The 23,144-nt window shown below is 44.7% G+C and carries 18 protein-coding genes and 2 pseudogenes; 3 read left to right on the top strand and 17 right to left on the bottom strand.

All coding sequences use genetic code 11. The features are described 5' to 3' along the window. Positions 1 to 119 precede the first annotated feature (119 nt). Positions 120 to 1,418, top strand: coding sequence for an EcsC family protein (locus tag V2H45_RS08195; protein WP_330483144.1), 1,299 nt, complete (start codon positions 120 to 122; stop codon positions 1,416 to 1,418). Positions 1,419 to 1,770: 352 nt separating this feature from the next. On the opposite strand, the gene cobD is transcribed toward V2H45_RS08195, so the two are convergent. From cobD to V2H45_RS08170, 5 genes are all read right to left on the bottom strand, one after another. After that, a complete protein-coding gene (cobD, locus tag V2H45_RS08190; protein WP_330483143.1) occupies positions 1,771 to 3,072 on the bottom strand; it encodes a threonine-phosphate decarboxylase CobD in 1,302 nt (433 codons plus the stop codon). Positions 3,073 to 3,107: 35 nt separating this feature from the next. Next, complete coding sequence (locus V2H45_RS08185; RefSeq protein WP_330483142.1) at positions 3,108 to 3,407, bottom strand: HU family DNA-binding protein; 300 nt, start codon at positions 3,405 to 3,407, stop codon at positions 3,108 to 3,110. A 589-nt stretch (positions 3,408 to 3,996) separates the two neighbouring features. Then, positions 3,997 to 5,964, bottom strand: a complete 1,968-nt coding sequence (gene dnaK, locus V2H45_RS08180) for a molecular chaperone DnaK (protein WP_330483141.1) — start codon at positions 5,962 to 5,964, stop codon at positions 3,997 to 3,999. Positions 5,965 to 6,192: 228 nt separating this feature from the next. Further along, a complete protein-coding gene (locus tag V2H45_RS08175; protein ID WP_330483140.1) occupies positions 6,193 to 6,624 on the bottom strand; it encodes a CAAD domain-containing protein in 432 nt (143 codons plus the stop codon). Between the two features lie 279 nt (positions 6,625 to 6,903). Beyond that, on the bottom strand, positions 6,904 to 7,227 hold the full coding sequence (locus tag V2H45_RS08170; RefSeq protein ID WP_330483139.1) for an STAS domain-containing protein: 324 nt from the start codon (positions 7,225 to 7,227) through the stop codon (positions 6,904 to 6,906). Between the two features lie 224 nt (positions 7,228 to 7,451). Here V2H45_RS08170 and thiD point away from each other — a divergent pair, with 224 nt between their 5' ends. Then, positions 7,452 to 8,267: a bifunctional hydroxymethylpyrimidine kinase/phosphomethylpyrimidine kinase gene (gene thiD, locus V2H45_RS08165; protein WP_330483138.1), complete on the top strand. Its 816-nt coding sequence runs from the start codon at positions 7,452 to 7,454 to the stop codon at positions 8,265 to 8,267. A gap of 34 nt (positions 8,268 to 8,301) precedes the next feature. Here the strand turns inward: thiD and V2H45_RS08160 are convergent, their stop codons facing one another. The 9 genes and pseudogenes from V2H45_RS08160 to V2H45_RS08120 form a co-directional block, all read right to left on the bottom strand. Beyond that, on the bottom strand, positions 8,302 to 9,507 hold the full coding sequence (locus tag V2H45_RS08160; RefSeq protein ID WP_330483137.1) for an LptF/LptG family permease: 1,206 nt from the start codon (positions 9,505 to 9,507) through the stop codon (positions 8,302 to 8,304). 131 nt (positions 9,508 to 9,638) lie between these two features. Further along, positions 9,639 to 10,367, bottom strand: a complete 729-nt coding sequence (lptB, locus tag V2H45_RS08155) for an LPS export ABC transporter ATP-binding protein (protein ID WP_330483136.1) — start codon at positions 10,365 to 10,367, stop codon at positions 9,639 to 9,641. Between the two features lie 48 nt (positions 10,368 to 10,415). Beyond that, entirely contained in the window at positions 10,416 to 10,928 is a 513-nt protein-coding gene (locus tag V2H45_RS08150) for an LptA/OstA family protein (RefSeq protein WP_330483135.1), read from the bottom strand. 232 nt (positions 10,929 to 11,160) lie between these two features. Then, positions 11,161 to 12,001: pseudogene (gene cmk / locus V2H45_RS25805) on the bottom strand ((d)CMP kinase); the annotation flags it as partial. A 138-nt stretch (positions 12,002 to 12,139) separates the two neighbouring features. Continuing rightward, positions 12,140 to 12,919, bottom strand: a pseudogene (gene panC / locus V2H45_RS25800) (pantoate--beta-alanine ligase); the annotation flags it as partial. 33 nt (positions 12,920 to 12,952) lie between these two features. Continuing rightward, positions 12,953 to 14,050: a septal ring lytic transglycosylase RlpA family protein gene (locus tag V2H45_RS08135; RefSeq protein WP_330483132.1), complete on the bottom strand. Its 1,098-nt coding sequence runs from the start codon at positions 14,048 to 14,050 to the stop codon at positions 12,953 to 12,955. Between the two features lie 753 nt (positions 14,051 to 14,803). Beyond that, positions 14,804 to 16,348: a circadian clock protein KaiC gene (gene kaiC / locus V2H45_RS08130; protein ID WP_330483131.1), complete on the bottom strand. Its 1,545-nt coding sequence runs from the start codon at positions 16,346 to 16,348 to the stop codon at positions 14,804 to 14,806. Then, positions 16,338 to 16,646: a circadian clock protein KaiB gene (kaiB, locus tag V2H45_RS08125; RefSeq protein WP_330483130.1), complete on the bottom strand. Its 309-nt coding sequence runs from the start codon at positions 16,644 to 16,646 to the stop codon at positions 16,338 to 16,340. Before kaiB ends, kaiC begins: the two co-directional genes overlap by 11 nt. 48 nt (positions 16,647 to 16,694) lie before the next feature. Then, positions 16,695 to 17,597: a circadian clock protein KaiA gene (locus V2H45_RS08120; RefSeq protein ID WP_330483129.1), complete on the bottom strand. Its 903-nt coding sequence runs from the start codon at positions 17,595 to 17,597 to the stop codon at positions 16,695 to 16,697. A 216-nt stretch (positions 17,598 to 17,813) separates the two neighbouring features. Between V2H45_RS08120 and V2H45_RS08115 the strand changes: the two genes are divergently transcribed. Next, positions 17,814 to 20,621, top strand: a complete 2,808-nt coding sequence (locus V2H45_RS08115) for a hybrid sensor histidine kinase/response regulator (protein ID WP_330483128.1) — start codon at positions 17,814 to 17,816, stop codon at positions 20,619 to 20,621. Positions 20,622 to 20,748: 127 nt separating this feature from the next. Here the strand turns inward: V2H45_RS08115 and V2H45_RS08110 are convergent, their stop codons facing one another. From V2H45_RS08110 to V2H45_RS08100, 3 genes are all read right to left on the bottom strand, one after another. Further along, a complete protein-coding gene (locus V2H45_RS08110; protein WP_330483127.1) occupies positions 20,749 to 21,840 on the bottom strand; it encodes a leucine-rich repeat domain-containing protein in 1,092 nt (363 codons plus the stop codon). A gap of 122 nt (positions 21,841 to 21,962) precedes the next feature. Further along, positions 21,963 to 22,739 carry a leucine-rich repeat domain-containing protein gene (locus V2H45_RS08105; RefSeq protein WP_330483126.1) on the bottom strand — a complete coding sequence of 259 codons (777 nt, stop codon included), beginning with the start codon at positions 22,737 to 22,739 and terminating at the stop codon, positions 21,963 to 21,965. Between the two features lie 23 nt (positions 22,740 to 22,762). After that, a complete protein-coding gene (locus V2H45_RS08100) occupies positions 22,763 to 22,918 on the bottom strand; it encodes a hypothetical protein (RefSeq protein ID WP_330483125.1) in 156 nt (51 codons plus the stop codon). Positions 22,919 to 23,144: the final 226 nt, after the last annotated feature.

Here is a 23,144-nt window from a genome sequence, read left to right as displayed (position 1 = left end):
CCATCGGAAGAAATATGTCAGGATTACGATCGCGGTTGAAAGCTATGTTTGGTGAGATGGGCTAAACTAAAGTATCAACTCAAATTTTATTAGATCTAACTACTCCCACTGAAGTATTTATGACTAGTCTCCCTGAATCCGTTGACAATTCTCAGCTAAACGACGAAGTTCCCACAACAGACTCTGCAATTACTATCAAAGACGAAGTTCCCACAGCAGACTCTGCAATTACAGTACTCGTTGAAAAGCCACAGAAAGGTAAATGGTGGAATGGGGCATTGGGGGCAGTCGCAGGAGCCGCTGGAAGTGTTAGTAATGCTGTTGGTGGTGCGGCGAATGTAGTTAGTGGTAATGTTGTAGGAGCGGCTGGAACTGTAGGTGGTGCGATCGTTGGTGCAGGAAATGCAGTCAGTGGAGCGGCTGCCGCAACGGCAGGAGCGGTTGGAGGCGCGGTTGGCGCAATTACACAAACCGTAAGCGGCGCTGTCGTTGGTGGAATTTCATCTGCAACGAGTAGTGCAGGATATGCGATCGATGCTGTTGGGAATAGTCCTTTAATTCGGAACGCAGCTAAAGTCTTTAATGCTGACTGGCTTCTGAAAATATTAGATCGGGTTGATGTTACAGCATCAGAAGCTGAGGTGAAGCGTTTAAAACAAAAATATCCCAACGAGTCAGACAATCAAATTGCACAAAGAATCATTGGACAAAAAGCCATGTTTGCTAGTGCATCTGGATTTGCTACTAGTATTGTCCCAGGTTCTGCCGCAGCATTATTTGCGGTCGATTTGGCTGCGACAACTTCACTGCAAGCTGAGATGGTGTATCAAATTGCCTCTGCCTATGGAATGGATCTTAAAGATCCGACTAGAAAAGGAGAAGTTGTCGCAGTATTCGGGTTAGCTTTTGGTGGCAAAATGGCAATCAAAGCAGGATTAGGATTGTTGCGAAATATTCCAGTTGCAGGAGCCGTAATTGCGGCAAGTTCTGAAGCAGTGATGCTTTATACGCTTGGTCGAGCTAGCTGTGCTTTTTACGAAGCAAAACTGAACCCTGTCAATTTTGAAGAAAAATTAAAAGCGATTCAAGCAGATAGTGAAGAACGCTTAAAAAGTGCGATTCCACAAGAGAATCTGATCGATCGGATTCTCGTTCATGTAATTTTGGCAGGAAATCAAGGCAAAGATAAAGAGAAGGTTTTATCTGAATTAAAATCTGCAAATCTTAGACCTGAGTCAATCGAAGCCATTGGGAAATATATGGATTCACCACTGCCGCTTGAGATTTTACTCAAGGATATCCAGCCAGAATATGCAGTATCTTTATTGGTACAGTGCCAAAGGTTTGCGATGTTGGACGGCATCATGATTCCCGAAGAAGCACAAGTAATTAAGGTGATTCAGCAGAAACTTAGTTAAGGTTTAGACGACGAAGCGATCTCGTTATTCATTGAAACAGCAAGCCTACAAGAAGTCTCAGCAGATTTTTGTCAAGCTTGGCACGAAGCCATGACTGGACAAACCATTCCCATTTCTCAACTTTGGGAAGGAATTGAAATTGAAGATGCCTAGATACTTACTTCTCATACCATTCCTCTGCTGAGATAGAGACCAAATTTTCGCCCTTCTCTACATTCGCAATACGTTCCTAGATCCCCGACTTTTTCTTTGCAATTACAGAGCACTTCTATTCGTCACACAAAAAGTCGGGGATCTGTGCGTTACTTTATTTAAAGGCCGCGTAAGTCATCGCTCTAGCCCGATCGCTTCATCAACCTTCCATAAATCCTTCAATTCCCTTAATCAATCGTTCGCGATCGGCGGGTAGTTTGACACATACGCGAAAATAGCGATCGCCTAGCTCCGCAAAACTGTGACAGTCGCGAATTAAAATTCCATCCTGTTTTAGCAGATGCTCTTGTAGCGCCAGCACCGATCGCTCAGACTCGACCAGCAAAAAATTCGCGGCTCCAGCGATCGGGTGCAAGCCTACGATATTTGATAAATCTGCATAGAGATGCGATCGCTCTTTGGCTAGCCAGTCCCATGTTTTTTGTTGAAATTCTCGATCTTGCAGGCAAGCGATCGCGGCAATCTCAGCCAGACAGTTCACACTCCAAGGGTCGCGCCATGCTTGCCAAGTTTGCAGGCGCTGGGGGTGGGCGATCGCATAGCCAATTCTCAATCCGGGCATACTATAAAACTTGGTCAGCGATCGCAAAATTACGAGATTAGGCGAAGATTCGACGCGATCGATCAGACTTTGAGAAGTCTCTGGCGGGAGGAAGTCCATAAAGGCTTCATCGATCGCCACGAGTTCAAACTGCTCCAAGAGCGGCAACAATTCCTCGCGCGTATACAGTTGCCCTGTGGGATTGTGCGGGTTATTCAGTAAAATTCCACGACTGCGCGAATTGCCAGTAGTACCGACAGAATTTAAGGTTTGATTTAAGGCTCGATTCAAAGTTTGTAGCGCAAGCGCGCGATCGCCCCTTTGCCACCAATCGATGGGAATGATCTGGGCGTTAAACGCTTTTAGTCCTCGCAGATAATCGCCAAAAGCAGGAACTCCAAGAAATACAGATGCGAACCTTGCCAGATCGCGGCATAACCAAGTCAGTAACTCCGCCGCTCCGTTTCCCACCAAAATATAGTCTGGGGAGATGTGATGATGGGCAGCGATCGCTTCTCTAAGCAGGGTATAACTTGGGTCGGGATAGCGACTAATGGTGTTTAACGTCTCGTCCGATTTCAGCCGCTCAAGCACCGATTTTGGGCAACCCAAGGGGCTGATACTTGCCGAAAAATCCAAGATTTGACTCGGATCGCGTTGGGAAATTTGAGCTGCCCATCGCAGGTTACCGCCATGACTGGGTTGAGCGAGATTCTCCATAGGAATGCCAAAGACAATTCGTTTCCATCCAAAGGGTTTGCCCCCTAAATCCCCCAATTCTGGGAAACTCTGAAAATTCTTGTTCCCCCAGAATTGGGGGCTAGGGGGGCAGTTCGACTGGGCTTCACCATAACAAATCTGGGGCTTGTCTAAACCAGCAATAAAAATGGGTGTAGACACCTACACCCATGCTAACCATCATGATTGGCTAGTGTTTAGTCACTGGGTGGGCTTACCCGTTCCTTAAAAGATTTACCCGCAGAGAAGGCAGGTACTTTTGTTGCTGGAATTTCCATTTTTGCACCAGTTTTAGGGTTGCGACCTTCGCGAGCTTTACGTTCTCTGGACTCAAAAGAACCAAAGCCAACCAAAGTTACTTTATCGCCACCAGCCACGGTTTCAACAATCACTTCTAAGGTTGCAGTTAACACCTCATCTGTGGTCTTTTTGTTAACAGTAAAGCCTTTTTCAGCGGCTTTCTTAGCGATCGCGTCAACTAGTTCACCTTTGTTCATAAATTTTGCTGTAATTTCAGTAGTTAGAGGATTTTCGATTTGCTCATTTTTAAGTTATCTCTGCGATAGTCCCAAGATGAGCCTATCCCAAACATGAAAACGGAGCCAAAACTGTATAAAAATGCAAGCAGTTTACACCCAATCTTACCTATAGTTGTGAAACTCCCATAGGCTATAGGTTTCAATTTTGTATTCTAATAGCAACATACTACTTGTGTATACATAAAACCTTTAATTTATATGGACTAGAGCTGTTTTTTCTTATCATTTAATAAATCCATATAAAACCCAAATCGCTCTAAGTATTACTGTGTAATGATTCTAGCTATTGTAGTCGCAAGTTAAATTAGTACGATCAAGACAGGGCAAGCATTTAACAAAACTTAAACTTTTTGCCGTTTTTACGGAATTTCTGCATCAGAAGTATCCTTCGCAAATTCGCCCATAGCTGCGATCGCACCTTCTACTTCCCAAAAAAAGAGGCGATTCTATAAAAGAGCGCCTCTATCTAAAAATTTTGGATGAATTGTTCTTCTTTAAGAGAAAAGTTTAAGAGCAAATGGGGCATCCCCCATTTGCCGCTGGTAAATTAGACCCAATCGTCATCTTCATCGTCATAGCTGACTCTGGTATTGGGGCGACGAGGGGCATCATCCTTAGAACGACGACTGTTCCGATTTGCAAAGCTACCGATGCTATCTAAAATGCCGCCAAATAAATCGTCATCCTCATCTTCGTACTCATCCTCTGCGTAGAGTTCGCGAGATAGGGCATAAATCGCTTCTTGCAGCTCTGACTGACCGCGATCGATGCGGTTGTCATCTTCCTTGGCGATCGCATCTTTAAGATTTTTAATCAGTCCATCAATCTCTTTGCGGCGTTCGTAGTTGAGCTTATAGCCATAATTTAGCGCCAAGTCTTTGAGTTGACGTTCCGAGCTAACCACCAAACTGTCAGCTCGATTGATTTTGGCAATTCGCTCTTTTTTAGCGCGATCGCGATCGGCAAATTTCTCTGCCTCGGCAATCATGCGCTGCACTTCTTTTTCATCCAGCGTCGAAGCCCCTTTAATCGTGATGCGACGTTCTACACCCGTGCGGCGATCGGTGGCGGTCACCGCCAAAATGCCATCGGTATTCAGATCGAAGGTGACATCAACCTGTGCCATGCCGCGTGGTTGGGGTGCTAGACCGCTAAGCTTAAACCGCCCCAGAGACTTATTGTGTTCGGCTAGCTCTCGCTCTCCCTGCACGACGTGAATCTCTACCGAGGTTTGATTGTCCTCAGCCGTCGTAAACATATCCATCTTGCGCGTAGGAATGGTGGTATTGCGCGGAATTAGCTTATTAATGACACCGCCAAAGGTTTCTACGCCTATGGAGAGAGGAGTGACATCTAGCAGCAAAACATCCTTGACTTCGCCAGACAAAATGCCTGCTTGCACGGCTGCCCCAACGGCGACCACTTCATCGGGATTCACCCCTTGGTTGGGTGGCTTGCCAATTAAGCGCTCCACCAACTGCTGCACCGCAGGAATGCGGGTAGAACCGCCCACAAGCACAACTTCATCGATCTGGCGGGGACTAATCTTGGCATCTCGCAAAACTTGCTCTAGGGGATTATTCAGCCGCTCTAGTAGATCGACACATAGTCGCTCAAACTGCGATCGCTTCAGAGTCGTATCTAAATGCAAAGGTCCATCCACGGTCGCGGTGATAAAGGGCAGATTGATATCGGTTACGCCCACTGTCGATAACTCGATCTTGGCTTTTTCGGCTGCCTCGGTGAGGCGTTGTAATGCCTGCCGCTCTTTGCGCAGATCGACCCCCTGATCCTGTAAAAACTGATCGGCTAGCCAGTTGACGATCTGTTTGTCAAAATCATCCCCTCCTAGCTGCGTGTCACCGTTGGTTGCCTTGACTTCAAATAGACCGTCGCCGACATCCAAAACCGATACGTCAAAGGTGCCGCCACCAAGATCGAACACTAAAATCTTTTGGTTATCTTTTTTGTCTAAGCCATAGGCTAAAGAAGCTGCCGTGGGCTCATTGATGATCCGCTTGACCTCAATGCCCGCAATTCTACCCGCATCCTTGGTTGCCTGTCGTTGCGAGTCGTTAAAGTAAGCAGGAACTGTGATCACTGCCCCAGTGACATCAGTGCCTAGATACCGACTCGCCTCATCCACCAATTTGCGAATCACCATCGCCGAGATTTCTTCTGGCGCAAAGTCTTTTTCTAGACGGGGGCATTTAATTTTGACGTTACCTAGCTCATCACGCCGCACCGTGTAGGGTACGCGCTTTGAGTCGCTGCTCAGTTCGCTATGCTTACGCCCGATAAACCGTTTAAACGAATAGAACGTGTTGTCAGGATTAAGCACAGCTTGCCGCCTAGCCATTTGCCCTACCAGACGTTCACCGTCTTTGGTAAAGCTCACCACAGAGGGAGTTGTGCGGCTACCTTCTGAGTTGGCAATTACCACGGGCTTACCTGCCTCCATCACAGCCACCACAGAATTAGTCGTACCTAAGTCAATACCAACGATTTTGCCCATTATTGACGAATATCCCTTTTCGCTTCCCTAAATGACACTAAATAACACTTAACAATCTATGCCTATTATCCTAACTTTGATACGCAATATTGATAGCAAAAGATCGGGTTGCTGGCGGGATCGTGTTTGAAAGTCCATCTGCAAGCTTAACGCACAAATCGATCGACGTACAAAACAAGGGGCAATCGATCGATTGCCCCTTACTATTTCCAGAAAAGATCGAGAAAACTAACCGAATATTTTTTGTTTCCAAGCACCGATATTGTCCATCAGTTCTTGACGGGTTTGCGCCAAGAGCAAATAGCGATAGGTAAACCAGATCAAAGCACCAAAACCAACAATTTCTAAAATTGAGGGAAGGAGAGGAATGCTATTAATAAAATTTAGGGTTGCCGAGGCGAGAATTAACAATGGGATTGCTAAGAGTGCTGTGATCACCACATTTAGGCTAATCTTTGGGTTCTCGCCAAAATAGGTGCTCCATAGTTTAGTCAGTTGTTCGAGTAAATTACTGACCATTTGTTGAGAGGTTGATGGCGTAGGAGCTACGGTAGTGACTTCACCTGTAGACGATTCCAACTGGATTGCAGGAACTGCAATATCAGGCTTAATATCTGATATGACTTCTGTTGTCGGTACTTTTTCTTGTGAATCTGTCATGATCTGCTCCAAGAATCAGGATTTTGATAACTGGTGAAATTTTAGCAACATTTGCCACCTTCACTGTCCAAACATATTTGAAGTTTGCTAACTATTTATGTTTGGCGATCGCGAGTTCTCGAGCGCGCCTCTGCAAAATGCTATAGCGATCCTAAACAACTTGTCATTGATTTGTCGTGCAGGCATCTTGTCTACATGGGCTTCCAGCCCTTACTGCATTCACACTCAATGAAGGATTGCTATGGTTCACCTCAATCCCCTAGTCGTAGAAACTGGCGCTTAGACAGCGAGCAAGCAAGCTTCAAAGTCGGCACGGCTCTCAAAAATGTCAAATAAAACATGGAGAGCCGCCGTGGCAAATACAAACCGTAATTGGTCGTTTAACGAGCATAGTGCTAGCCTACAACCAATTAACCTAGTACTCTTAAGGATAAACACCAAAGCACCGATCCCAGAGCTGTCCATCATCACCAAATCTTGCATATCAATCAGTAAAGCATCGGGCTTCGTGTTAAGTAAGGCACTAGCTTGTTGGCGAAAAAGTTCGGCATTGGTTGCATTTAGCTTTCCACTAGGCTGCATAAATTCAATCCGTACACCCATAAACATACTCCTTGAAAGCATTTAATATTTAAGTAGGTCATACATTCAGGGGAGAGCGAGGATTCTGAATGCGAATACTGCATCATGACCAAATTTATACTAGGTTGTTTTGTTTAAACCTAAGCGGATACAAGGTTAGAGAATAGTTAGCCAAAAGTTAGTCATAAGTTATTTATTCGGAATTTACTCAGAATTTACGAAATACAACGCACTTTGTTAAGACAATGCAAAATCTAATCAAGCCAGAAGTTCCGATCGCCATGACGATCGCTGGGTCAGATAGTGGAGGCGGAGCAGGCATTCAAGCCGATCTGCGCACCTTTGCCTTTCATCGCGTCCATGGTACCTGTGCGGTTACCTGTGTGACTGCTCAAAATACCCTAGGAGTCACGCGAGTCGATGCCCTGCCTAGTGAGGCGATCGCTGCTCAAATCGAAGCTGTAGTGAGCGATATGCGCGTGTTGGCAATCAAAACTGGCATGTTACTCAGCCAAGACATCATCAAAACCGTAGCCAGAAAAATTGTAGCCTTGGGGTTTAGCAATATCGTCGTCGATCCGGTGATGGTGTCACGGGCAGGCGTACAACTTTTGGATAATGATGCCATCAACACGATCAAATATGCCTTGTTGCCTCTAGCAGCGATCGCCACGCCTAACCGTTACGAGGCTCAAATCCTCAGTGGCATTCCTGAAATTACTACCCTAGAACAGATGCAAGCTGCAGCCCAAACCATTTGCCAGTTGGGCTGTAGGACAGTCTTGGTCAAAGGTGGGGGTATGACTGGCAATTTGCGGGGTGTGGATGTTTGGTTTGATGGCAAACGCCTAGAGGTATTACAAACTGAGACCGTTGATACGACGCACACGCACGGGACAGGCTGCACGCTATCGGCAGCGATCGCAGCAAATTTAGCGCTAGGTCTACCGCTTTTGCCTGCGGTGCAGGCTGCCAAACAATATGTGACACAGGCTTTAAAGCATTCCTTAGCGATCGGACAAGGACAAGGGCCTGTGGGACATTTTTTTGCCTTGCTTTAGCTTTCACTGGCTTGATTCACAATTCACAAGCACCTTAATTCACGCGAGTTAAGAGTACGATGCCCGTACCCAAACCGATCGCATTCGGCGTCCATGCTGCTGCCAGAGGGCTTAGGATTTCTACCTGCCCCAATGCCCCAAAAACAAATAACATGACGTAGTAGCCAAAAATAATTAATACACTGACACCAAAGCCTACAGAAGTTGTCGTGCGTTGGGGACGCATTCCTAAAGGCGAGCCGACTAAGGCAAATACAACGCAGATAAAAGGAAAGGCATACTTTTGTTGTAGGCTAACTTCCAACTTTTTAACCTCTTTAGCATTGCCTGTCTGTCGGATCAGCTCAATGTAGCGGCTCAGTTCCGTGATATTCATTTCCTCAGCACTGCGTTGCTCTTGCGCTAGATCGAGCGGAGCGCGGGGAATGCGGAGATTTTGCTCCTCAAATCTCAGAATGCTGTGATAGTCACCATCTTCGCCGATTAAATAGGTTGCCCCATTCCGAAATTGCCACACGCTCTGTTGTGGCAGCCAAACCGCTGATTCGGCAGATAAAATCTGTTGCAATTGTCCTTGTGAAAAGTCCAAGACCGTTAAGCCCTGCATTTCCTTGCCATCAAAGCGACGGGCATAAAAGCTACGCACTAAACCCTGTGTGGTCGTGCCATCTTCTTGAACAATGTCACCGTACTGTTGATAGAAAATATCTCGATTTTTAAACTGAATATTTTCTTGATTTAAAGCCGATTTTAGGGTGCTTTTCGCTTGCCAGTTTGCTGAGGGCACGATCACCTCGTTAAACACAAACGTCATCCCTGTCACCATAAAGCTCAAAATAATGGCAGGCACAACCAAGCGATAGACACTCACACCACAGCTTCTTAGAGCTGTTGTTTCCCCATCAGCAGATAAACGACTGTAGGAAATCAGCGTGGCAAGCAGGACAGACATGGGAAACGAGTAAACCATGAAACCTGGAAGCCGCAGTGCAAAAATTTGGAGCGCAGTAAAGACGCTCAAGCCAGAGTCTGTGATCAGCCTTACCAACTCAAACAAAGAGCCGATCGCTAAAATTACCGATGAAAAAGCACCGACCCCAAACAGAAAGGGTGCCAACATTTGGCTACTCAAGTAGCGATCCATGACAGATATGCGGGGTAGCCATTCCAGTGGTAACACCCCAGCAACTTTTGCGCTTCTAATTTTGTTTCTCGTTTTCAGATTGGGTAAGGTAGCCATTTCCTTTATTAAGATTACATGGTCAGAAAGCTTTATGAGAATGCCGTATATAGTCGTTAAATGCCAAAAAGTAGATTAAGCAGCCTGAAATTTAGCCCAGCTAAACCATCTAGCGCCTACAGACAAGATTGCTAAAACTGAAACTTTTCGCCGAGATAATATTTTCTGACTTCTGGGTCGGATGCCAACTGATCTCGATCACCAGCCGCCAAAATTTCTCCTTCCCGCATAATGTAGGCTCGATCGATAATGGCTAGGGTTTCTCGTACGTTATGGTCAGTAATTAAAATGCCCATGTCGCGATCGCGCAAGCCTGCAATAATCGTCTGAATTTCTGCCACGGCGATCGGATCGATACCAGCGAAGGGTTCATCTAACAAAAGAAACTTTGGTCCATGTTCGCCCACAGCCAAAGCCCGTGCAATTTCTGTACGTCGCCGTTCTCCACCCGACACTTGAATACCCTGAGAGTTTGCCACACTACGCAGACGAAACTCATCTAGCAGTTGGTTTATTCTTTGACGACGCTGTCGAACAGGGACTTCTGTTTGCTCCATCACCAGTAGTAAATTATCACGAATCGATAGATGGCGAAAAATCGTGGGTTCCTGCGCCAGATATGCCATGCCGAGACGGGCACGTTTATGAATTGGCAAGCGAGTGATATCTAAGTCATCTAGAAATACAGTGCCTGTATCTGGCTGAACTAAGCCCGTGGCGATATAAAAACTGGTGGTTTTGCCTGCTCCGTTGGGTCCAAGTAGCCCCACAATTTCCCCTTGCTTGACTGAGAGACTAACCTGATGTACGACTTGACGACGACCATATAGTTTGCTGACGTTGTCTAGAGTGATTTTCATGAAAGCGTCTTAGAGTTTCGATGGGGACATGGCTCAGATAGCTACAGTTTACTGACCTGTAGATCCCGAACTTGGATTAGTAGAATTGCCCGGAAGCTTATTTGTTTCCGACGGATTTGCATCTTGCGCTTTAGGTGGAATCACCAGTGGGCTGATTTGGTTTTTAAAGGCAGGCTTGATCTGAGTCACTGGGGTTGCTGTGGTTGCTGTCGTCGTCCCCACATCGCGATCGGGCACAACATAGACCGACTCGACCTGTTGATTGGCAGGTGGCTCTGCTACAAACTTACCTTCTGTCACCAAATAGGTAATCGTCTCGGCCTTAAGACTATTTACGCCTTGCTGAATTACGACCACATTTCCCGTGAGCACGACACGCTGCTCTTTGGAATAATATTGCGCTTGCGCCGCAGTGGCATTGATCTGCCGTGCAGGATAGTTCATTTGTACGTTTCCTGTCGCAGTCACCACGCCCGTAATCGAGTTGGCTTCTTGGACATCAGCGCGAATGGTGAGTGCGGTGTTAGTAGTTTGCGCTACAACAGGGGCACTGCCATTCATACTAAACAGACTAACTACCCCTGCGCTCGCAAGGAGCAGAGGCAGGAATGCAGCAAATTTTCTGGCAGCGTTCAATCTGCGAGAAAACCTCGAACGGCGAGTTAAGGAGGATGGGGGAGTCACAGGTATTTTCACGATCTGCTTATGCTCAGCATCATAGAGGTATGGTTAACAGTTAGAAAAGTCCTAATAGATCTAAGAATCATGATGATTTCATCGTGAATCCGATCGCTTACTGTTTTTGAGTTGGGTTACTACTCGTTACCTTTGCTATATACAAATCTACAATAACTGTTACGACATCGTTGATGCTGCGTCCGTCCGTATCTACAGTTATGGCATCATCTGCTTTTCTTAGAGGTGAAACTGTGCGCGTTGTATCTAGATCGTCCCTTGTTTGGATAGCTTCTGCTATGACGGTGATATCTTCGACGGGTTCCCCATTCGACAGACCCATAGATTGAGCCACTAACTCTGCATGGCGGCGTTTAGCACGCTCTTGCACAGAAGCCGTTAAAAAAACCTTAATCTCAGCATCAGGGAAGACATGGGTACCAATATCTCTGCCTTCCATAACAATACCACCCGATTTTCCTAGTGCTTGCTGTTGGCTGACTAAAATTTCCCTAACCATAGGTTGGGCAGCGATCGCTGACACTTTACTGGTTACATCCTTCGAGCGAATTGCCGTGGTCACATCGACACCATTCACAAAAACCTGTAGCAGTTGTTTAGCATCCGTCGCATGGGGACGTAGGTCAATATCTGCCTGACGAGCCAACTCAGCGATCGCCCGATCATCCGTTAATGCCACATTAGCCGTTTGCACGACCCAAGCGATCCCGCGGTACATAGCGCCCGTATCTAAATAGAGCAGCCCTAACTCCTGTGCCACTAACTTAGCGACGGTTGACTTGCCTGCCCCTGCGGGCCCATCGATGGCAATAATCGGTTTGCGATTTGGTGACACGGATTGTTTACTCTGGTTTTGATTCTGAAAGGAACAAAGGGTTTAGGAGAATATTATCAATTAATCGGGTTGTACCTACACGCGCCGCGATCGCCAACATTGCCCCACAATCTTCATGCACTATGTTTGATAAGGGGTTTGATAAAGGGTTAGATAAAGGTGAATTTAATGAAGATGCGTTTGAGGAAGCTTCGGGATTTGAAGCCTGAGCAGTGCAATTTGGGTCAGAAGCATCTGGCAAAGCATCGAACACAGAATCCAACGGCTGTAAACTCAGGGCATCTACCAGTTCGACATACTCCACGGCAATTAGGGGTCGAGTGGCTAAAAAATTCCGAACGACTGCTACGAGGCGATCGCGATCGCCAATGCCTTGTTGAAATAGCGCTGCTGCCTGCCTCAGTGCCTGATACAGGGCTGTAGCCATCTCTCGTTGTGGGGTATCTAGGTATTGATTGCGCGAACTCAACGCCAAGCCATCAGGTTCTCGCACAGTGGGGCAACCAATCACCTCGACAGGAATATTCAGATCCTTGACCATCTTTCTGAGAATTGCTAGCTGTTGGCCATCTTTTTGACCAAAGTAAGCGCGATCGGGCTGCACGATCTGTAAAAGTTTGGTGACAATCGTCGCCACACCTGCGAAATGTCCCTGTCGCGATCGCCCGCATAAGACCCCTGTCATCTCAGGTGGTGGCAAAACTTGGGTGATACCCGATCGGAGCGCTAGCTGGGCTTGAGCCCCAATTTCTTGGGCACTGGGTGCAAAAATCGCATCTACCCCTGCGGACTGACAAAGCTGCTGGTCTCGATCGAGCGTACGGGGATATTTATCCAGATCTTCACCAACCCCAAACTGGAGTGGGTTGACAAAAATGCTGACAACAACGTAATTATTTTCCTGTCTAGCCCGCTCGATCAGGCTGAGATGTCCGCGATGCAGTGCCCCCATCGTGGGTACAAGACCAACCCTTCTATCTTTGTTCGGGCAGGTCTTGAGAAAACTGCGTAGGGATGCGATCGTGGTGAAAAATTGGCTCAAATTTCGATCTAGTTATTTAATGGGGGTCGAGCCAGTTAGAACTGCGGGGATTAAAACTTCCAACTTAACTGGGGCAACACCAGAAATGGTTAAGCCGATTACTTCCGCAGAACCCCTAGACATATCAAGAATTCGATCTCCAGAGAAGGGCCCTCGATCGTTGATACGGACGACTACAGATTTGCCGTTGTCCATATTGGTAACTCTTACCTTGGTACCAAACGGCAAGGTGCGGTGGGCTGCGGTTAAGTCGTTGGTATTAAATAATTCGCCACTGGCACTATAGGCTCCTTCAAATCCAGGTCCATACCAAGAGGCAAGTCCTGAACCAACTTCTGTAACTTGACCGATAAAGTCTGCACCAGTCTGGTTTGTCGCAACCAAGGCAGTAGCTGGGGCATTGGTAATGCCATTCACAGGTGTTGCCCCGCCCATCAAGCGCCGCAACAGATTTGTTGCTTGCAGTAAATCCTCAGCTTTATTGCGGGTGGTTTGAGGCAAGATTAAACTTTCGTCAAACTTAAGGGCAGCGCGATCGCCAAATTTAATTACATAATTTCCTGATTCCCAAGCAGGAGAGATGGCACTGGCATCAAGCCCATCTTGACTGAGCTGGTTAATGAGCGCAGCGGCTGCAGTAGCACGTTCGACAGGATCTTTAGAAGCAAGAGGTTCTAATTGCGCCTTAGTCTGAGTGGGAAACTTCGTCGCCTTCGCATCGTTTAGCTTTACTATCTGCCCAGTGGATAGATTGTTTGCTGAGTTCGTTTTACTGGTGTTATTTTCCACAGCATCCAAACTACTGACAAAGGTAAGAACTGGAATTCCGCGTACATAGACCGTTGCGGCTTGTCGTTCGTCAATTTTGTGGGGGTAAATCTTAGCGATCGCATCTTCTTGCGAACGAGCCATAGAGCGGGAACGAGTTTCACCCACTTTCAGAACATTGGAACGAGCATCTGAAGTAGAAGGAATGGCTTCGGTTTGCTTATCTGACTTCACTAGCTTATCTGCTTGGGCTGTAGCTGTGTCACTAGAAAAGCTAAGAACCAAGGGAAAAGCGGAAATCGTTAAAGCGAAAAATAGTAAATTGATAAGGTGTTTTTGCATAAGTCAAGTGTGTGAGAACTGTTTTGAGTAAAGGCTTGAAGCAATTTGGGAAGGATTACTCGAGCAGTTAAAGCAATTCGACTGACGTGATTCACACTAACATGCATTCTCCCACTTGGGAACAAAAATGCCCTAAAAGCAAGTCATAGAGTGAATTTCAAAGCAAAAAATTAGGTCTTTTTACTCAATTAGAGCGGTTTTCGATAATAATTTTTTATTATAGGATGGATCGTACGAGCATCTCAAAGAAAATCCATCTGAAGAGGTAGAGGTTTGCAATTAAAATCCTTTGGAATATTTAAGCTTTTCAGCAAGTTTATATCACCTTAGATTCTTTTAAATCAAGGCTTTAGGGATTTTTGTTATTTTTTGCGATCGTTTTTTTTAATCAAGGAAATGCTTTGGTGGTGACAAAAAACGACTATTTTGCCTATCTTAAGACATAGGAGAATAGTCATGCTTCGAGGTGTTTATGGGTTGTTTTTTCGTGACTTTCTGTAGAATTTTAGTCAAGAAATATAAGTATTTTTAATAGGTTGAGACATAAATTCGCAAAATTAATTTTGCGAATTTATGTTGAATGATTTTTCTTACAAAAATTGATTGAATTGAACTTTATGGGAAGTGAAGTCTAGGAAGCTTATAGAGAAAGACTTGTAGTTATATCCTAAATCTTTAATGCGAAGTCTTTGTATTATGGGTTACAGGAATGGATTCAAGTTCGAGATTCTCAAATTCATACCTTCACATTAACTAGCCTAAAGGATCGGAAACACCGCGAATGATTCGTGAAAGTTCGGTTTTTTCATCTACAGAAATTCGCGTCGGCGAACCACTAAGGATGCGTTCAAAGCCCTGGAACGAGTCTTTGATCTGAGCACCCTGATCGGTAATGATATATTCACGAATTTTACTGTCATGGCGCGAACCACGCATTTTAAACACGTTAACCGCACGGGACATTTCGCCCCGAATTTCTACATATTGCAGCAAAATAATCGTATCTGTAATTGTAGAAATATGCGATTCGGTAATCGAATGCGACCCCATGAACTGATCGGTCGTATTGGTGAACAGCCCTGTAATTTCCTCTTGTTTGACATAGCCCGTTAACCCAATCACAAACTGACGGAAGGTGTTATTGCTCACCCCTCGTGCCAGTGCGGAAAGTGAGTCGATCGCAATCCGAGAAGGCTTAAATGTGGCAATTTCGGACTTGATTACCTGCAAATGATCTTCCAGACCTGCGGATTCTGGGTAAACGCAGATAATTTTTAATAAACCCGAACTTTCCCACTTATCAAAATCAGTGCCCCAAGAAGAAGCGTTGCGGGTCAGTTGTTGGCGAGATTCCTCATAGGCAAACAAAATTGCGCGTTCGCCACCCTCACAACCTGTTTCTAAAAACTTGCTGACCATCAAGGTCTTGCCCGTACCCGTTGCTCCTGTGGTCAGAATGATCGAGTCTTTAAAGTAGCCGCCGCCACACATTTCGTCCAAAGTCTTGATACCTGAGGACACTCTGGTATTCGATGATTTTTGGGTCAAGCGCATGGCACCTAGCGGGAAGATGTTGATGCCCTGACTGGTCATGGTAAAAGGAAACTCACCTTTCATATGGGTTGTACCCCGTAGCTTGAGAATCTCAGCCGTGCGGTGGCGTCGTTCGCCATCTAGTACGTTACGCAAGATAATCACGTTATCAGAGACAAATTCTTCGACCCCAAACCTTGCCACGGGGCCATATTCTTCAACCCGCTCGGTGGTTAACACTGTGGTGACCCCCAAGGACTTTAACCTTGCCACCAACCGAAAAATCTCACGTCTGACAAGACCAATCGATTCATATTGCTGAAAAATAGCAGTGATCGAGTCGATCGATACGCGTTTGGCTTTGTACTTGAGGATGGCATATTGAATCCGCTCGATCAAAGCGGTCAGATCGAATTCACCCACAATCTCTTGCCCATCTGGATCGGGCGAAGCATCCAAAATAAACAATTTACCTTGCTCGATCAGTTCGGGTAAATTCCAGTTAAAGCTATAAGCGTTTTTAACAATATCTGAGGGGGACTCCTCAAAGGTAACAAAAATACCAGGATCGTCTAGCCCAACAATACCGTTATAAAGAAACTGCATGGCAAATAGCGTCTTGCCAGTGCCAGATGTCCCGCTAACTAGGGTCGATCGTCCTTTGGGTAAGCCACCATGGGTGATGTCATCCAGCCCCTCAATCATGGTCTGTAGCTTCTGTACGCCTAGTTCTTGGCTGTTGGCATCGCGTTCCTTATTGGACATCTTCCATTAACTCCTCATATAGTAAATCTAGCCCGATTAAAACCTTTTCACGATCTGAAAGATCGCCAATAATCTTACGCACGGGGGGTGGAAGGATTTTTGCTAAGGTAGGAGTTGCCAATATTTTGTCTTCCTCTGCTAGTTGAGGATTTTTTAATACATCAATAACTTTGAGGGTATAAACACCCTGAAATTCCTTTTCCAGAATATCATTTAGTGTTTTCAACGCACGTACAGAGTTGGGGGTGTTCCCTGCTACGTAGAGTTTTAGTACATAGGTCTTACGAATAGGTCTCATTAGTTATTACAATGATCGGTGTAGTAGGTTGGTGAATTACTGCGATCGCTATGCCCCTCTAGGAATTGAACGACGATATAGCTCACAGAGGTGGGCAATAATGTCAATGAGTGTGATCCGATAGTCTAATAACACTTCTTCACTACGACCCTCTAGTTTTAGGAATTTGGCAAATTCGTCCATTAAGTTCATGTGCAGTTCTAACACTTGAGAGACCGAAATGTCACCAAAAAAAGCTAAATTGACAAACTCGTCGATTTTCTGATTTAGATCGGTGGGTTTGTCTTTAAAGTATTCCAGAATAATGCTCCGATAGGTATGATTGAGGCGATCGAGATAGATCTGCTTGTCTTCATCGGGTAGATGGCGAAAGAACTGTCTAGGATCGCGCTTGTAATAAACACCTAAGTATCCTAGCCTTTCTTTTAGCTTCTCCGCTAAACGTTGTTGCTGTGTCGATAAAGAAACGCCTGAATTTGGAAGACTAACGTAGCCTTGAGGCTTTGTAGCAGAAAAAGTTCTTAAAAAGGTTGATATTGCCTGTTCGATCACCGTAGGTAGATCGGATAAATGTTCTGGCAAGATGCACAATACAGCCTTGTAAAAATTTTGGAGGTCACTGGGTGGCAAACCTTCGGCTAGCTTAGGGGGAGCGATCGGGGCGGTTTCAGCCTGAATCATTACAGTGGGTAGAAATATGCCCAACTGGCTCAGGTGATGAATAACAGCTTCAGCTTCTCCCCAAGTAATTAGACAGTCCTGAAAACACTCTTGAGGAGTTTCTTGTTTAGTGTCTTGTTTAAAAAGTGCCTCTTGCAGAGTGTCTAGGCTAGATACACAAGTGACGTTGTAACGCTGAGTTGGTAAAAATTGCTCAATCTTCTTAGCTACAGATAGGCTTTGCGACTCTGGAACCAAACAACATACTTGTAAGACGGGAGGTAAAGACACAGGAAATCTAAGTTTATGTTTATTTCTAATTGCTTACGTTAATCTTTATTTTCTCATTCAATTAGCGAAACCATGTGAGATTGGTTGTAGTTAAAAAAGTATTAAGCAATGTATTCATAGTAATACCTTACCAATAGCTTAAGAATATTGTATTGAGCATCTAACTAAAGACTTATAACCAAGTAACCGAATAGTTTTTGATTAGGTTTTGCCACAATGGAGTCTATTGACTCAAATCAATCTCTCGATCAGTTTACACAGCCACAGGTTCCGACTTGCGGACTGGATGCAACTGTATTTGATGCACTATCCCTGCTAAAAAAGGGATGGACCTATGTTGTTGTTGTCGATCGCAAAGCCTCCCCTCAAGGGCTATTTAACGCTCAGTGTCTGCTGGGTTGGTTAGATCTCGCTCCGCATAACGACTCGCCCAATAGTCTTAATCTAGATTTTGCTACTCAAACACTTGCAGATGTTGATTTACAGCCTCTGCCTGCGATCGCTGCCACAACCTCTGTCAACGAATTTTTACAAAGGATCTCACAGTACGATCATGCTGCCTCAATCTGGGCATTACTAGATCGACGCAATCGCTATATTGGTGTAGTTGAGGTTCTGGAGCTAGTCCGACAGCTCAAAGAAAAAACAACATTACCCTCTCATGCCCTCGCCCCTCTAGTTAGTTTGATCGAACAGCTTCCCCTACCTTTATTGATCCATGACACCAAAGGTAAGGTGTTAGGGATGAACCAAATCTGGCGAGATAGCCTGCATCAAAACTTGGTAGTACCAAGTACAGACTCGCAATCATCTACAGGCACTGATGCTCCCTTATCTCTGCCTACTCAAGACCTACCACAACACTATCAATGTTGCACGATGGATGGTGAGTCTCAAACATGGCAGGTAACCAGCACAGCTTTATATGGCGAGCTACAGGGATTAGAAATGGCGATCGCCTATGACATCACCTTGCAAAAGCAGTTAGCTCAAGAACTATCTGGGCTCAGCCGACTCAAAGATGAATTTCTTGCCTGTATTAACCATGAACTCAAAACCCCACTTACTTCAGTGATTGGGATGGCAAGCACGCTAAATACGAAAACCCTTGGCGAACTAAACCAACGCCAAAGCCGCTATGTCAACATGATTTATCAAAGTGGGCGGCATTTGGTTTCGATCATTGATAATATCGTCGATCTTGCTAAGTCTGAGTCAGGTCAGCTAGCCCTTGCCCTAGAAACAGTTTCCACCAAAACTATCTGCCAGCAGAGCATTCAACAAACCCGCCGATTGTGGCAACAAGATATCGGTATTCATAAAAACTTTGTCTCAGAAGCAGGTGTACCACCTTTAGAAATTTTGTTAGATATCGACCCCACGATTCCCACCTTAATTGCGGATGGTGGTAGATTGCAGCAGATGTTGGTCAATCTGCTTTCCAATGCCTGCAAATTTAGCGAAATCCCGATTGATTCGTATAACGAGAGAACCCAAGAATATGAGGAGATTCCGCCTCAAAATGTGCCAACAAAAGTACAAATTAAGCTATCAGTACGATGGTGGGAGGGCTGGATAGCTTTTACTGTCACCGATCGCGGCATAGGCATTCCAGAAGCAAAGCAACATCTGATTTTTCAGAAATTTCAGCAGGTAGAAAGCGTGCTCACCCGTCGCTTTGACGGGCCTGGTCTGGGTCTAGTTTTGACGCGCCATCTTGCCCGTTTGCATGGAGGAGACGTGACCTTTGTATCCCAAGAGGGTGTGGGTAGTCAGTTTACGATTTTGTTGCCCCCAGCGCCGCCTAGCAACTTAGAGCTTGACTCTCAGGTAGCAGTCAGCCATAGTCGCCTTGTCCTAGTCGTCGAGACAGTGGCTAAAGATGTTGAGCAATTTATGGTAACGCTGACTGACTGGGGCTATCGAGTGGTGGTCGCTCGTTCGGGTACAGAGGCATTAGAAAAAGCTCGCCGCCTACAACCCTGTCTAATTTTACTTAACCCCGACCTCCCCATGCTATCAGGCTGGGATGTCCTTGCTCTGTTAAAAGGCGATCCTGAAACAGAGCATATCCGTGTGGTGATGGCGATTGACTCCAGTGAGCCAAAACGTGAGGGATATCAACAAGTCGATGGTATTTTGACGAAACCGATACAGCCTGCCCAACTGAGTACGTTTTTATCTCAGTATGCGATCGCGCAAAAACCTCTAACCCTTGTCTATTTTCGTCAAGACGTTGAAGAAGAAACGATCGCCCTGCTCCAAGATTTGGGACATCGCTTGCTAGAGGCAGACGATTTGGCTCAAGGCGAAATGATTTCAAGAATTTGGCAAACCGATCTGACGATCCTAAATAGTAGAGAAAAGGAAAAGATGCGATCGCGATTGGCGAGTCTTTCTAAGTTAGACATTTTATCCAAACTGCCAATCTTACTCATTGGTATGGAAACGGGTGAATTGGTTCCCTTTCAGGCACAGTTCCCAGATCTTAGGTTGTATGGATGTTCAGAAGTAGAATCCTCCAATCCAAATCTACTTCCTTTCGCGATTTCTCAACGCCTCAATCGTGTAATTCATCGTGCTGTCAGCCATTTACAAGCACCAACGATTTTGTTGTTCTCATTTAAAGATGCTAACTCAGATGCAAGTTTAGAAACAACAGTCCTAGCCCAGCCGTTACATCAATATTTGACCTTGGCGGGATTACAAGTTCAGTTTCTCAATGATTCGGAACTACTCCAACAGAGCCTTGAATCACAAGTTGCTGACGTGCTAATTGTAACGATAAACAATCGCTTGCGTTTAACTGACCAAGAGCGCAAGGATATCGCCCAATTTGTCAAAACAAGCGCAGGTCTTCCCATTATTGTGATTGATGGAAGAGGGGATACATCTCAGCCAGAAGTTTCTCCTCCTCCCGATGAAATTATGCAGTTACTTGAGGTTGCGGATGTCGTCCTCAAACAACCCGATGCGCTCAGCAATCTTTTACCCACACTAAATAGGTATTTAAATCACGGTTAGGAATGATGGTGATATCAATTCCTGACGAATCAATGGGCACAAGGCGCTGTGGCGTTTTAGAGAGAAGCGATGATGTAGAGAGAATGAAGCACTTTTACTACTTCATCGATAATCACCCAAAAGGAACCTAAAATATACAAACAGACTCTGGCTTGACTGGACAAACCTTTGCACTGATGTGATTACCAGAGAGGCTAAGTGTGGTCAAATTAGATAAACTTGATAGAGGCTTAATATCACTGATTTGATTGTTATCGAGTAAAAGCTCATGTAAGGAACTCAACTCTGCTAGAGGCTTCACATCACTGATTTGATTGTTTTTGAGGCGGAGCGCAGATAAGGAACTCAACCCAGCCAGAGGCTTCACATCACTAATTTGATTATCATCTATGCGAAGGTCAACTAATATACTCAATCCAGCCAGAGGCTCAATATCACTGATTTGATTTTCAAAGAGCATGAGTGCAGTCAACTTAGTTAAACTTGATAGAGGTTTAATATCACTAATTTTATTGTCGTGAAGTTCTAGGAGATATAAGCCATGCAACTCAGCCAGAGGTTTAATATCACTGATTTTATTGCTCCCGATTTCGAGCCAAGTCAAGTTACGCAACCAAGTAAGGGGTTTAACATTACTGATTTGATTACTATTGAAGTAGAGTGTAGTCAGGTTCGTCAAATCTGCTAGAGGTTTAATATCACTGATTAAATTTTTGGATAGATTGAGTGTAGTCAATTTAGTTAAACTTTCTAGAGGCTTAACATCACTAATTTGATTCCCATCGAGTTTCAGGTTATCTAATCTACTCAACCCAGCCAAAGAACTCACATCACTGATTTTATTGCTCCCGAGTCTAAGGCTAGTTAAGTTAATCAACCCAGCTAGAGGTCTCACATCACTGATTTGATTATCATCGAGATTGAGGCTAGTTAAGTTAATCAATCCAGTCAGAGGTCTCAGATCGCTGATTTGACTTCCCTCAATATCGAGGCTGCCAAAGCTTCTAAGTATACGATCGGCTACTTGACAGTTCTTAGTAGTAGCTCTTGTAAGTAATACCTCAACCGTCCATCTAGTTTCTGTGGGAAGAGAATCTTTTTGTAGACACCACTGCCCGAAACTTTGAGTATTATTTGGAACTGCCTCTGCTTGTAGGGCTTGAAATGATAAAAGAGCTGAGGCGATGGAGAGAACACTCAAGGCTAAAGAAGATTTCATATATTCCATTTTTAGGATTTTATTGTTTTCATGGAAGTGCGATCGCATGCTTCCCGATTTATAAGGAACCAATTCAAATATGAGGTGCGATCGCTTCAAACAGAATGGCTAGTGCATCCAATCTAAATTTCTGGTGTTGAGAAATTACATACAGATTTTGGTTTAACTGGACAAACCTTCTCAATGATCGGATTGTTGTAGAGAGAAATGTAAATCAAGTTAGTCAAATGCGATAGAGATTTAACGTCAATAATTTGATTGAAATTTAGATAGATGGTGGTTAATTTCGTCAAGTCCGATAAGGGTTTAACATCAGTGATTTGATTAAAAGAGAGATGGATTGTAGTCAATTTAGTTAAATTTGATAGAGGCTTAATATTACTGATTTTATTACCTTCAAGATGCAGTCTCTTCAAGTTAGTCATGGCTGCAAGAGGCGTAATATCGCTGATTTGATTTTCCTCGAGATATAGTTCAGTCAATTTCGTCAAATCTGCAAGAGGTGTAATATCGCTGATTTGATTGTTAGCAAGGCTGAGGATAGTCAAGTTGGTCAAACCTGCTAGGGGTGTAATATCTCTAACTTGATTGAGAGAGAGACCAAGGAAAGTCAAATTCTTCAAACTTGCTAGAGGCTTTAAATCGCTGATTTTATTATCATCAAGGAGGAGTTCAGAAAAACTTTTGAATTTGAGATCGGCTAACTTACAGTCTTGCGTACCAACTTTCTTTAGCAGTGCTTCAACCGTTTTTTTAGTCTCGACTGGAAGCAAATCTTTCTGCAAACACCATTGTTCAAAGCTTTCGTTTTGAGTCGGAACTGCTTCTGTTTGTAAAACAGGAAATGATAGGAGAACTGCAGAAACTGAGAGAACACTAACTGTTAAAGAGCTTTTCATTTAGATTCCTATTTTTTAGAATTTTATTGCTTTTTTAGAAGTGTGTCTGCGATCGCAGATGGATCGTAATGTGACAGCGATCGCACTTGAAGTCCTAATTTTTCAACAGTTAACGTTATGTTGCATAAAGCCTGTGCGTTCTTGCCATCTGCCCTAAAATGGACAGGGCTTAGCTTCATACTTCTTTTTTCAGGCTAGGTTCTTACTTCTTGCTTTATTGAGTTACATTAACGTCTTTTCTTAATGCTTGATTTTAATGAGCTGTGTCAGTTCTCGCGCGATCATTGTGTTGCCATTTGTGCGTTTCTCGTACCAGCAAATATTATCGCCACGCTGCAAACCATAATTTTTGCGCCAATTCAAGGATGAAATGCAACGCCTAGAGATCTTTGCGTAAAGGGACTC

Source organism: Tumidithrix elongata BACA0141, assembly GCF_036349135.1.
GTDB classification, from domain to species: Bacteria; Cyanobacteriota; Cyanobacteriia; order Pseudanabaenales; family Pseudanabaenaceae; genus Tumidithrix; species Tumidithrix elongata.
The sequence above is the reverse complement of the archived record's forward strand: the minus strand, read 5'-3'. Positions and strand labels throughout refer to the sequence as shown.

Excerpts from the sequence above, each read along its gene's own strand:
- V2H45_RS08195 (WP_330483144.1), top strand. The coding sequence starts at position 120 with ATGACTAGTCTCCCTGAATCCGTTGACAATTCTCAGCTAAACGACGAA.
- V2H45_RS08185 (WP_330483142.1), bottom strand. The coding sequence starts at position 3,407 with ATGAACAAAGGTGAACTAGTTGACGCGATCGCTAAGAAAGCCGCTGAA.
- dnaK (WP_330483141.1), bottom strand. The coding sequence starts at position 5,964 with ATGGGCAAAATCGTTGGTATTGACTTAGGTACGACTAATTCTGTGGTG.
- V2H45_RS08175 (WP_330483140.1), bottom strand. The coding sequence starts at position 6,624 with ATGACAGATTCACAAGAAAAAGTACCGACAACAGAAGTCATATCAGAT.
- V2H45_RS08170 (WP_330483139.1), bottom strand. The coding sequence starts at position 7,227 with ATGGGTGTACGGATTGAATTTATGCAGCCTAGTGGAAAGCTAAATGCA.
- thiD (WP_330483138.1), top strand. The coding sequence starts at position 7,452 with ATGCAAAATCTAATCAAGCCAGAAGTTCCGATCGCCATGACGATCGCT.
- V2H45_RS08160 (WP_330483137.1), bottom strand. The coding sequence starts at position 9,507 with ATGGCTACCTTACCCAATCTGAAAACGAGAAACAAAATTAGAAGCGCA.
- lptB (WP_330483136.1), bottom strand. The coding sequence starts at position 10,367 with ATGAAAATCACTCTAGACAACGTCAGCAAACTATATGGTCGTCGTCAA.
- V2H45_RS08150 (WP_330483135.1), bottom strand. The coding sequence starts at position 10,928 with ATGAATGGCAGTGCCCCTGTTGTAGCGCAAACTACTAACACCGCACTC.
- V2H45_RS08135 (WP_330483132.1), bottom strand. The coding sequence starts at position 14,050 with ATGCAAAAACACCTTATCAATTTACTATTTTTCGCTTTAACGATTTCC.
- kaiC (WP_330483131.1), bottom strand. The coding sequence starts at position 16,348 with ATGTCCAATAAGGAACGCGATGCCAACAGCCAAGAACTAGGCGTACAG.
- kaiB (WP_330483130.1), bottom strand. The coding sequence starts at position 16,646 with ATGAGACCTATTCGTAAGACCTATGTACTAAAACTCTACGTAGCAGGG.
- V2H45_RS08115 (WP_330483128.1), top strand. The coding sequence starts at position 17,814 with ATGGAGTCTATTGACTCAAATCAATCTCTCGATCAGTTTACACAGCCA.
- V2H45_RS08110 (WP_330483127.1), bottom strand. The coding sequence starts at position 21,840 with ATGAAATCTTCTTTAGCCTTGAGTGTTCTCTCCATCGCCTCAGCTCTT.
- V2H45_RS08105 (WP_330483126.1), bottom strand. The coding sequence starts at position 22,739 with ATGAAAAGCTCTTTAACAGTTAGTGTTCTCTCAGTTTCTGCAGTTCTC.
- V2H45_RS08100 (WP_330483125.1), bottom strand. The coding sequence starts at position 22,918 with ATGAAGCTAAGCCCTGTCCATTTTAGGGCAGATGGCAAGAACGCACAG.